At 59.7% G+C, this 10,487-nt stretch carries 11 protein-coding genes; 6 read left to right on the top strand and 5 right to left on the bottom strand.

Annotated features, from left to right (window positions below):
- Positions 1-354: 354 nt before the first annotated feature.
- A complete protein-coding gene (locus PH562_RS24040; RefSeq protein ID WP_113232728.1) occupies positions 355-561 on the top strand; it encodes a hypothetical protein in 207 nt (68 codons plus the stop codon).
- 66 nt (positions 562-627) lie between these two features.
- Here PH562_RS24040 and PH562_RS24035 read toward each other — a convergent pair whose 3' ends face one another.
- Both PH562_RS24035 and PH562_RS24030 read right to left on the bottom strand, forming a co-directional pair.
- The gene (locus tag PH562_RS24035; protein ID WP_285176177.1) at positions 628-1,980 is read right to left on the bottom strand and encodes an ATP-binding protein; all 1,353 of its coding nucleotides are present in this window, start codon (positions 1,978-1,980) and stop codon (positions 628-630) included.
- 3 nt (positions 1,981-1,983) lie between these two features.
- The gene (locus PH562_RS24030; protein WP_285176176.1) at positions 1,984-2,703 is read right to left on the bottom strand and encodes a response regulator; all 720 of its coding nucleotides are present in this window, start codon (positions 2,701-2,703) and stop codon (positions 1,984-1,986) included.
- A 362-nt stretch (positions 2,704-3,065) separates the two neighbouring features.
- Between PH562_RS24030 and PH562_RS24025 the strand changes: the two genes are divergently transcribed.
- From PH562_RS24025 to PH562_RS24005, 5 genes are all read left to right on the top strand, one after another.
- Positions 3,066-3,866: a pseudouridine synthase gene (locus PH562_RS24025; RefSeq protein ID WP_285176175.1), complete on the top strand. Its 801-nt coding sequence runs from the start codon at positions 3,066-3,068 to the stop codon at positions 3,864-3,866.
- Between the two features lie 12 nt (positions 3,867-3,878).
- Positions 3,879-4,562 carry a phosphoribosyltransferase gene (locus tag PH562_RS24020; protein ID WP_285176174.1) on the top strand — a complete coding sequence of 228 codons (684 nt, stop codon included), beginning with the start codon at positions 3,879-3,881 and terminating at the stop codon, positions 4,560-4,562.
- A 142-nt stretch (positions 4,563-4,704) separates the two neighbouring features.
- Positions 4,705-5,649, top strand: coding sequence for a phosphoribosylaminoimidazolesuccinocarboxamide synthase (locus PH562_RS24015; RefSeq protein ID WP_285176184.1), 945 nt, complete (start codon positions 4,705-4,707; stop codon positions 5,647-5,649).
- A gap of 352 nt (positions 5,650-6,001) precedes the next feature.
- A complete protein-coding gene (locus PH562_RS24010) occupies positions 6,002-7,465 on the top strand; it encodes an efflux transporter outer membrane subunit (RefSeq protein WP_285176173.1) in 1,464 nt (487 codons plus the stop codon).
- Positions 7,466-8,235: 770 nt separating this feature from the next.
- Positions 8,236-9,114, top strand: a complete 879-nt coding sequence (locus PH562_RS24005) for an SH3 domain-containing protein (protein WP_285176171.1) — start codon at positions 8,236-8,238, stop codon at positions 9,112-9,114.
- 229 nt (positions 9,115-9,343) lie between these two features.
- Here the strand turns inward: PH562_RS24005 and PH562_RS24000 are convergent, their stop codons facing one another.
- The 3 genes from PH562_RS24000 to PH562_RS23990 all read right to left on the bottom strand — a co-directional run bounded on the left by PH562_RS24000 (position 9,344) and on the right by PH562_RS23990 (position 10,215).
- Positions 9,344-9,586 carry a DUF982 domain-containing protein gene (locus tag PH562_RS24000; protein ID WP_113232722.1) on the bottom strand — a complete coding sequence of 81 codons (243 nt, stop codon included), beginning with the start codon at positions 9,584-9,586 and terminating at the stop codon, positions 9,344-9,346.
- A gap of 231 nt (positions 9,587-9,817) precedes the next feature.
- Positions 9,818-9,940, bottom strand: a complete 123-nt coding sequence (locus tag PH562_RS23995) for a hypothetical protein (protein ID WP_285176169.1) — start codon at positions 9,938-9,940, stop codon at positions 9,818-9,820.
- Between the two features lie 86 nt (positions 9,941-10,026).
- Entirely contained in the window at positions 10,027-10,215 is a 189-nt protein-coding gene (locus tag PH562_RS23990) for a hypothetical protein (RefSeq protein WP_113232720.1), read from the bottom strand.
- Positions 10,216-10,487: the final 272 nt, after the last annotated feature.

Genomic DNA, 10,487 nt, shown 5'->3' with positions numbered 1-10,487 from the left:
TGATCGGGCTTATAGACCCTACCCAATGAAGTAGTCAACACTCCAGCTGTAAAAATTCTGACATTTTTGTAACACCATGAAAAACAACAGGAATTTGTGCGAGATGGGGGAATGGTGGAGAATTTTTCCTCGAAAGGGCGCAAAAATGTTGTCCGGATGGTCAAATTTTGCTCAAGCGGCGGAATCCGACAGGCTTCCCCTCCATATATGCCCTGCTCATTGGTCTGAGCACGCCTTCCGGGCTGCTTGTTGGGTTCACGAGCAAATCCAGCCGCCGCAAGCCCCAGAAAAACCAAGATTTTCCATAAGGTTTCTGCTATGGTTTGAGCAGATAAAAAGGGAAGGGAGGAAACAATGCATATTACAAGACCGGAAAGCATTATCGAAGTCAGCTTCGACAGCGCCAATGGCCGCCGTGCGCTCGGTATTATGAGCATGCGCCAGGCATTGGATTTACCCGACCTGCCGAGCTTCACCTATACGCATCCTGATCCACAGAAGGCGGCTGCGGGCATCGTCTTGAGCCGGCAAGAGCTGCAGAACTTCCTGACCTGCCATTGAGCAGGCACCCTTGCAGAACGCGTCGATCGCGCCCTGACGCGATCGATACTTAAGCGGTACCTGTCTTCAGGCCGCTCTTCTTTCCATTATCGCCAGTGGCAGCAGGACAACGGCATTCAGGCCGCCTCCTTCGCGGTCTTCCAGACAGAGTGTGCCGCCATGCGCATCGAGAATCTGGCGGACGATCGCCAAGCCGAGCCCGCTGCCACCGAGATCGCGATTGCGCGATTCCTCCAATCGCACGAAGGGTTCGAGGACCTCTTTGCGTCGCTCTGCCGGGATGCCCGGTCCGCGATCGCCGACGACAATGGCGCCGTGATCGCCACGACGCTCGACGACAATATCGGCACGGCTACCGTAGCGCAGCGCATTGTCCATAAGATTGTCGAGTACCCGTACCAGAGCGGTCTCCGTCATCGTCACGCCAATCGACTGCCCGATCGGCGCAAAACCCACGAGGCCCTGCCCGTCTTGCCGCTCCGCAAGGTGACCTCGAATGGCCGCATCGAGATCGACGATGGTCTTGCCATCCGAAACGACGGTGCTGCGGGCAAAGCCGAGTGCGTCCTCCACCAGCCGCTGCATGGCCTCGACATCGGCGATCGCCCGCTCACGATGCGGCGTTTCGGGCATCATTTCCATGCGCAGGCGGAAGCGGGTGAGATAAGTTCTCAGATCATGCGAGATCGCTCCAAGAATGAGGGTACGGTTGCTGACTAGCGCGGCGATGCGCAATTGCATGGCATTGATCGCCTTGATCAGCATGCGCAGCTCGCAGGCGCCTCTTTCGGGAATATGAACCGGCTGCAATCCGTTGCCTATCGAGTTGACGGTTCGCGACAAGCGCGTCAAGGGCCGGGTTTCGCGCGCCACGGCGGCAATGGCGATGACGGCGACCAGCATGCCGAGAATGCCGGCAATGAGGCCGATGGGAATGCCGTTCAATCGCACTGTCGGCGTTTCGGGCAGGTTGAAGACCGCGATCTTGCCGCCGGCAACGCCGATCGACACTTCCACGATCCTGCCCGGCTCACCGGCGGAGAACCAGCCCTGTGGCTTTTCCGAGAGCGAGCGCATGTTGAAGTACCGGTCGCCGAAGGCGATGTTAGCGAATTCACGCGCCAACTTGCCGGTGAGCGTAAGATCCGAAGTTCCGCTCTTGTCACCGGCTGCGGGCGCATCGGCGAGCCGTATCGCCAGGCCGTTGGCATTCAGCGCTCGCACCGCAGTCTGCTGCGCCTCGGGCGGAATGGCATCGAGAAGACGGATCGCGGTCTTCACCTGCTTGGCGGGCGACAGTTCCGGATTGAACGGCGTATCCGGTTTCAGCTGTGCGGCCGCAAAGGCCGCAAGCTGAATGATGAACAGCGCCACGGCGACGATCATGATGATGCGGGCGACGAGACCGAGTTTCAGCATGGCTCAGACATCTTTCACGTCCATTGTGAGGAGATAGCCGGCATTGCGCACGGTGGTGATGATATGGGCGCCATCGGGCAGGCAATTGCCAAGCTTGGTGCGCAGGCGGGAGACGGTGACATCGATGGTGCGATCGAACGGATCGGCGCCGCGGCCCCGCGTCCAGTCGAGCAATTGCTCGCGCGAGAGCACACGGCGCGGCCTTTCGAGGAAGCAGACGAGCAGATCGAATTCTGCCGTCGTCAGATGCACGACGCGCTCGCCGTCCATCTCGATCACCCGGCCATCAAGATCGACCGTCAACCCCGCAAAGCTCTTTCGCCTCGACGGCCGGATGCTATCTTCCGGCCGTTCCGGACCGGAACGGCGAAGGATGGCGCGGATGCGCGCCAGGAGCTCGCGCGGATTGAAAGGCTTGCCGAGATAATCGTCGGCCCCCATTTCGAGGCCGAGGATGCGGTCTATATCTTCCGTTTTCGCCGTCAGCATGAGGATCGGCACCTTGCTGCGGGCGCGGATGCGCCGGCATGCCGACAGGCCGTCTTCGCCGGGCAACATCAGATCGAGGATGATCAGATCAGGAAAGCCCCTGGACAAAAGGCGATCCATGGCGGCGGCACTGTCGGCCGCCTGCACGGAGAAACCCTCACGGCTCAGGAACTCCTCCAGGAGCGCCCTAATCTCGCGGTCGTCCTCGACCAGAAGCAGCGATGCGGAAACCATGGCTCTTCCATGCGGGGCGAGAGGCGGTTTTGGCAACAGGGAAACGGCCAGCGTTACAAACTGTAACAAATTTCGCTTCTTTTGAAAAATCCCAGCAAAAGAAGCAGTGCAGTTTCTCCGCAACCGCGATCCCTCCGGAGCGAATGGCGGCAGCCACGTTGCCGTCTACCCGACCCCATCGCCCGCTCCGGTCCGCGACAGGGCTCGTGTCCATGAAATGCGAGCCCTGTCTGCCTTTCAGGCCGGCCTTTCCGATCCTGCCTCGACAATGCGATTTGCGTCCGGTTCGCTGCCATGCGAAAGGATTGTGCTCTCCGGCTTGTCATGCCGGGCTACGGCAACAAGCACATGAGGCGAGACGGGTGAGCCAACGGCAATCACCGCAAAGATCCGGCAGGGCGGCGAAAGGCAGGCCGGAACCAGATGGCAAGCGCGTGACCTTGCCGCGGGCGCTTTCCAAACTCGGCTATTGCTCCCGCACCCAGGCAGAGGCGCTGATCGCGGCCGGCCGCGTGAGCGTGGACGGACGCCAAGTGTCAGACCCTACCACCTGGGTCGATCTGGAGCATTCGAAATTCGCGGTCGACGGCACGGAGATCGCTGCGGAGAAAAAGCTCTATTTCATGCTGAACAAGCCGCGCGGGCTGGTGACCACCCGCGACGACCCCGAGGGACGCCCGACGGTCTATGATTGCCTGAGGGAGATCGATGCCCGCCACCTCGCTCCTGTCGGACGACTGGACAAGGCGAGCGAGGGATTGCTGCTTTTTACCAATGATACGGTACTGGCGCAGGCCCTGCTCGATCCGGTCAGCCATGTCGGCAAGACCTATCATGTGCAGGTCGACCGGATCATGGATCACGAGCAGCTTTCGCGCATGGAGCGCGGCATCATCGACGATGGCGAACTGCTGACCGCCAGTTCCGCCCGCCTCCTACGCAGCGGCGATCGCAATTGCTGGATCGAGGTGGAGCTCAAGGAAGGTCGTAACCGTCAGATACGGCGCATGCTCGAGGCGCTCGGCATCGACTGCCTGCGGCTGGTACGCGTCGCCTTTGGCGATATCGCGCTCGGCGATCTGCCGAAGGGGGGCGTGCGCGCCCTGACGGAGGCAGAGATCCTCGAGTTGCACCGGCGCGCAGGAATGAAGGTCAACAGATAGAGGCAGACTGCCATGCAACCCCATGACTTCTGGCAGGAGCTGCATGCGCCTGACACTTTCGATCCCATGGAGGAGCGCGCGGATTTTCATGTCGCCGAATTGCCGGACGCGCGTCAGCTGTGTCTGCCGATCCGGATGCTTGCCGATGGCGAACATGCGCTGGCATCGCTGATCGTCAATCAGGCAAGCTTCACCGTTCTGGAAGCTCTGGCGGAGGCGCTTGCGGAGCGGATCGCAGCTTATGATGTCGATGTCGTCGCCGGTTTGCCGACCCTCGGCCTGACACTGGCAGCAGCAGTTGCCCGCGCACTCGGCCATGCGCGCTACGTGCCGCTCGGGACATCGCGCAAGTTCTGGTATCGCGACGAACTGTCGGTCGCGCTTTCCTCCATCACCACGCCGAACCAGGAGAAGCGTCTTTATATGGATCCGCGCATGTTGCCATTGCTGCAAGGCAGGCGCGTAGCGCTGATTGACGACGTCATCTCCAGCGGCGCGTCGATCGTTTCCGGGCTTGCCCTCCTGGCATCCTGCAATATCGAGCCTGTCGTGATCGGCGCGGCCATGCTGCAATCCGATCGTTGGCGGGATCGTGTCGATCTGAGCGGCAAGCGATGGAGCGAGAGGATCGTCGGCGTGTTTTCGACACCGATCCTCGAGCAGGGTGAAAATGGTTGCTGGCGCCGGCCGGCCTGACACGTTTCGCGCCCGTAACCGACGAATGGAGCCGTTTACATATTATTATGTGTGAAAACCGTTCCGATTCCGGCTGCAATGCGCTAAGGGTCCGCTCAAGAAGCATCCGCCAGGCGGATGCATGAGCCTGTTGGTGGACGCGTTGCGAATTCTCTCCGAAGCCCATTTCCCAGAATTGCCCAACTACTATCGCGGCAAGGTGCGCGAGAATTACGATCTGCCCGATGGCAGCCGCATCATCATCAGCACCGACCGGTTGAGCGCCTTCGACCGTATCCTCACCTGCATCCCCTACAAGGGCCAGGTGCTGACGCAGACGGCCCGCTACTGGTTCGAACAGACACGCGATATCTGCCCGAACCACGTCATCGACTATCCGGACCCGAACGTCGTCGTCGGAAAGCGGCTGAATATCCTGCCCGTCGAGGTCGTCGTTCGCGGCTATCTCGCCGGCACCACGGGCACCTCGGTTCTGACGCTCTATAAAAAGGGTCAGCGCGAGATGTATGGCATCACGCTCCCGGATGGCATGCGCGACAACCAGATCCTGCCCGAGCCGATCATCACGCCGACGAGCAAGGAATTCGACGGCGGCCACGATGAGCCACTGACGCCGACCCAGATTGTCGAGCACGGGCTTCTGACAAAAGAGCAGTGGCAGACGCTGACAAATTACGCTTTTGCCCTGTTCGCGCGCGGGCAAGACATCGCCCGCAAGCGGGGGCTGATCCTCGTCGATACCAAATATGAGTTCGGGACTGATGAAAACGGCACCATCATCCTTGCCGACGAGATCCATACGCCTGACAGCAGCCGCTACTGGCTGGCCGGCAGCTATCAGGACAGATTCGAAAAGGGCGCGCGCCCGGAAAGCTTCGATAAGGATTTCGTCCGCGCCTGGGTCACGGAGCGCTGCGATCCTTACAAGGACGAGATTCCGGAGATTCCGAGCGACCTCATCGAACAGACATCCAAGGTCTATATCCGCGCTTACGAAGCGATTACGGGCACTGCTTTCGTGCCCGACGATCACAGCGCGACACCGCGCGACCGGGTTCGCGCAAGCCTCGCCCGCTATTTCCCTTAAGAGACCGTCTGAACGGTCGTTTGGCTGAATCGACACGCCGGGACTTCCCTTAAGTTGCGGTGCCAGCGGAGCTTTGCGCCGTTCACATCCCTTGATTGCGGATGCGAGGGTATGTTTTTTGCAACACTTCAGATTTTTTTTACCGATAAGCTGATATTTCGGCCGATCCCACATATGTTCGCAGCCGAGAATTCGTAAAAGCCACTGTGCTATTGCAAAACTCGTTGCTAGATTGACGCCGACCGCTTCGGGTCATTGTTTGTATTGCGTAAGACTGGAGCGCCGGAACATGGAGTCATGTCGACTCCGTCAAAAGACACTGAATCAGTAAATTGAATTGTGGGACAATGTGATGGTTTCCATTCGTACTGCCGCCCCCGCCCTGCTGCTTGTTTTGGCAGGCTGCGTCAGCGGCCCAGACCATAAGCCACCGGAAATGCCTCTCCCGGCCAAATTCTCGGAGGGCGGTACGAAGGCGAACGGCGATATCGCCGGCTCGCAATGGTGGACCGCTTTCGGCGATTCCAAGCTGAACGCCTTCGCCGCACAGGGACTTGCCCAGAACCTTACCATCCAGCAATCGCTGGAACGTATCAACCAGGCGGAAGCTGCCGTCGTTACCGCAGGTGCAGGCGGTCTCCCGAGCCTCACCGTCTCCGGCGACAACACGACCAGCGGCCAGAAGGGTGGCTCGAGAGTATCAAGCTCAGCTGGACGACGGAACACGACGACGGGCACAGCTTCGGCTTCCTGGCTGCTCGACCTCTGGGGTCAGTATCGCCGCGCAACGGAAAGCGCCAACGCCTCGCTCGATGCCGCCTATTCCACCGTCGACGTCCAGCGTCTGGCATTTCTCTCGGATCTCGCCAACAGCTATGTCAACGCCCGTTACTACCAGGCGCTCATTTCGATCGCTCAGGAAAACCTGAAATCCCGGCGTGACACGCTCTCGCTGACGAAGTTCCAGCTCGAAGCCGGTGCTGCATCGCGCCTCGACGTGGTTCAGGCCGAGGGCCTTGTCAACCAGACGCTGGCATTGGTACCTGGTTATGAAATCAGCTATCGTCAGCAGGTGCATCATATCGCGACGTTGCTCAACGTTCCCTCATCGACGATCATCGCGCAGATGCAGGGCGGTGGCAGGCAGCCGGTGTTCCGCGGCAGCGTTCGCACCGGCGTTCCCGCCGACCTCATCCGCAACCGTCCGGACGTTCGCGTTGCAGAACGGACCCTTGCAGCCTCGACGGCCCAGATCGGCGTTGCTGAAGCCAAGCTCTTCCCGTCGATCACGCTCAGCGGTTCGATTTCGCCGACCTATATCCATACCTCGTCGGCCAGCGGCGGCCTGACCACCTGGTCGTTTGGCCCGCAGCTGAACCTGCCGATCTTCGACGGTGGCGCCCTGCGTGCCGGTGTCAAGAGTGCGGAATCGACGAGCCGCGAGAACTATCTTGCCTGGCAGTCAACGGTACGTTCGGCTATCGAAGACGTCGAGAACTATCTGTCCGCCGTCGCTCGCGACGCACAGACGGTCGCCGCACTGCAGGCTCAGGTCAAGTCCTATCAGGAAGCCCTGCAGCTTTCGACCGCGAGCTATAAGGATGGTGCATCCTCGCTACTCGACGTTCTCGATGCGCAGCGCAACGTGACCGCTGCTCAGCAGAGCCTGGCGCAGGCTGTCCAGCAGAGCGCTCTCGACTATATCGGGCTGAACATCAATATCGGCGCTGGCTATGTGCCGGCCGGTAAGGCGACTATTGCCCAGGCTCCTGCCAAGCCCAAGGTTGTCAAGGTTTCGGCCAAGAAGGCGAACTAAGGATATCGCCCGCCTGGCGGGCGCATCGCTTAAAATGCAAAGCCGCCGCAGTCATCTGCGGCGGTTTTTCTTTTGTCACGCGAAAGAGTCGAAAATGAAAATGGCGCACTCCGCTTTCGCCGGAAGCACGCCATCGCCAAAAAACAAAAAGGCCGGAATGATCCGGCCTTTCGCCATCCGCCTTCACATCAGTGCCAGTACATCCGTGGTCAAAGGCAAGGGCGGAACTGCAGCCAGATTGATCATGAAAGGTCAACGAAGAGTTAACGCTGCTTCCATGATATCGACGGACCAAACGGCTCGCTTTCCAGCGCGCCAGCGCCCATCGGCTGCATGACTGAAGAGTATATGAGAGGGTAAGGTGGCAATTTCAAGGCCGCTTTTTAGTTTCCTCGAAAAAGCTCTTGAAGCAGTCGATGCTGCCACATCGGTAACGCCGATGAGGATAGGCAAGCCTGGCGAAAACCTGCCCTTCCCGGGCAAGGTTCTGGCGATGTCGGCTAAGTCTGGCGGGCTTTATCGGCGGAGTTCGAGAGGCAGCATTTTAGTTTCGACGTGAGCCGTTCAAGCTGCATTCATGCAATTACTTTTATAACACATGCAAAGATTGAAGAGGCATCATGGAATCCTATCAGATTCCGTGCAGCGCTAGGCCTTTATCTTGCCGAAATTGGAAAGTCTTACCGAAGAGCGCCGGGGTAGGCGCACGACAGCGGAACAGGCGCCGGGCAGCGATTTCGCGGCATGGCTGCGCAAAGGGAGAGTAATCTATGAGGTTCAAGATTCTTGCGGCGGGTATTCTGGCGGCGCTCGTGGCGCTGCCGACCATCGCGGAAGCGGCGGAAGGCTTTGCCACCGCCAACGTCAATATGCGGTCGGGCCCGAGCACTGCCTATCCGGCGGTGACGATGATCCCCGTCGGTGTACCGCTTCAGATCAATGGCTGTCTTAACGATACGCCGTGGTGCGATGTCTCCTTCTATGGCGGCCGCGGATGGGTTGCCGGCCGTTATATCCAGGCGACCTACCAGTCACGCCGCATCTATGTCGGTCCGCAATATTACCGCCCGCTTGGCATTCCGACGGTCGTCTTCAACTTCGACGACTACTGGGGTCGCTATTATCGCGGCCGTGACTTCTATCGTGACCGCGACCGTTGGCGCCGCGGCCCCGGCTGGGTCGATCGCCGCCCGGACAGCGGCTGGGACCGCAATTCCCCCGGCTGGGATAACGGGCCGGACCGCAATTGGGACCGTCGTCCGGATCGCAACCGCGATTGGGATCGCGGCTCGGACTGGAGCAACCAGCCGGACCGCAACTGGGATCGCCGGCCCGATCGTGACCGCGACTGGGACAGGCAACGTGATGGCAATCGCGATTGGGGCAGACAGCGCCCCGACAACAACCAGGACTGGGGTAACCGGCCGGACCGCCAGCGCGACAACAATCGCCCGGACAATAATCGTCCGGACAACCGCCCGCGCCCGGAACCGCAGCAGGCTCAACCTCAACCTCAGCCGCAGCCGCAGCCGCAGAACAATCCGCGGCCCAACGCCGGCCAACCAGGACCCTACAGCCCGGATCATCGGGATCCATGCCCCGCGTCGGAGCCCAATTGCCGGATGTCCGTAAGAGGCTCGAATCGCTGACGGACAGCTCTGCCAAAGCCTGAAAAGCCAAAAGGCCGGCGACTTTGAAAGTCGTCGGCCTTTTTGATGAGATGTATCGCCTCCGAGAAGAATGCGCTCGCCACCATGCGGGAGCTGCACTCAAGAGATGCTTTCATGGAAAAACACGCGTCCAAAACTCTCGACTTCTGCCGCGCTTTCGCCGGTTCGCAAGATTTGGACGGTCAATCTTCGATGGTAGCGGCATGCTTCAATGCATCTTGAGATGCGCTTCCCGTGTCGCCGAGATGAACATTTCCCGTGCCTCTTCGGCGGATTTGCGGCCATCGATGGCAGCCCGGCAAAGGCTTCTTGCCGCCACGTAGAGCGGACCACGCCGGTCAGGCCAGAGATTGGCCATGCAATTGAGAGCCTCGGACGGGCCCGTGACGACCTGGAACGTACCCTGAGCAAAACCGACCTCGATTGGATTGCTCCATTTGATGTGTCGCATGAACACTCCTCCTCACGCGCTACCAATTACTTGGAACCGCCCTTCAAGACGGCCACATGCCTCACTATAACCTCGATCAGCCCATTCGAAAATATGGAAGATTGCGTGCGCCTCGCGAAGTAGCGACGCATCCGGGTGGCAGCCTCGCTCTGTATGGAGGCAAGCGAGGTGCTATCCTGTAATTTCAGGAGAACGGACATGGCTGCGGATAACTGAAGCCGCACGGGCGAACTATTTTTCACGTGCGATCCGCTTCGCCTCATCCGGGGAAAAACCGGCACGGCGTGCAAGCCGTTCGAGGCCGAATATTCGGTCGATCTGGTCGACCAGCCACAATTCGAAACGTGTCCACATTGGCGTAGCCTCCTCCGCTGCGAATCCTTCGGCCGCAGCAGCCCACGAAACATCGCGCCGGCCTGCCAAATCCTTTCAGCGACCCATCAACGAAATTGGGGCGGCCTTTGCGCGTTTGAGAGCAATTCCTGCTTCGTTGCGAAGTCGCCAAACAGCTTTTTCAGCCGGGCTTCCTCCTCCTTGCAAATCCGATGACGCCGGGCGAAATCCTCGACGCTCCAGACCTCCCGCAGCTTGCTCTCTACAACTTCCTCTATCTTCAGCAATGAACTCATAGGTTCGCCCTCTATCGTTTTATGAGGGAATAATGCTCAGGATAGCGAAAAGTTCCGTGCACACGCCTGGCGGACGCCGGGCGAAGACAGCGACAATGCGGACCGGAATGTTCTTAATCCCTCCTTAAATCGCCGCATTTACAGTTCAGGCGGGACTTGATGTCTTCACGAGGGGTGCGTGGACGAATAGCGGGTTGCTACGCCTTGAAAGCCAATGACGGTTTTCGGGCGCGCGCCACCCAGGCGACGGAGCAGGCTCAAAGATTTCTACC

It is taken from the genome of Rhizobium centroccidentale, assembly GCF_030182565.1.
Lineage (GTDB): Bacteria > Pseudomonadota > Alphaproteobacteria > Rhizobiales > Rhizobiaceae > Rhizobium.
This window is presented reverse-complemented; position numbering and strand designations above follow the sequence as displayed.

Bases quoted from the DNA above. Each gene is read 5' to 3' on its own strand.
- PH562_RS24010 (WP_285176173.1), top strand. From the start codon at position 6,002: ATGGTTTCCATTCGTACTGCCGCCCCCGCCCTGCTGCTTGTTTTGGCA.
- PH562_RS24020 (WP_285176174.1), top strand. From the start codon at position 3,879: ATGCAACCCCATGACTTCTGGCAGGAGCTGCATGCGCCTGACACTTTC.
- PH562_RS24040 (WP_113232728.1), top strand. From the start codon at position 355: ATGCATATTACAAGACCGGAAAGCATTATCGAAGTCAGCTTCGACAGC.
- PH562_RS23990 (WP_113232720.1), bottom strand. From the start codon at position 10,215: ATGAGTTCATTGCTGAAGATAGAGGAAGTTGTAGAGAGCAAGCTGCGG.
- PH562_RS24005 (WP_285176171.1), top strand. From the start codon at position 8,236: ATGAGGTTCAAGATTCTTGCGGCGGGTATTCTGGCGGCGCTCGTGGCG.
- PH562_RS23995 (WP_285176169.1), bottom strand. From the start codon at position 9,940: ATGTGGACACGTTTCGAATTGTGGCTGGTCGACCAGATCGACCGAATA.
- PH562_RS24035 (WP_285176177.1), bottom strand. From the start codon at position 1,980: ATGCTGAAACTCGGTCTCGTCGCCCGCATCATCATGATCGTCGCCGTG.
- PH562_RS24030 (WP_285176176.1), bottom strand. From the start codon at position 2,703: ATGGTTTCCGCATCGCTGCTTCTGGTCGAGGACGACCGCGAGATTAGG.
- PH562_RS24000 (WP_113232722.1), bottom strand. From the start codon at position 9,586: ATGCGACACATCAAATGGAGCAATCCAATCGAGGTCGGTTTTGCTCAG.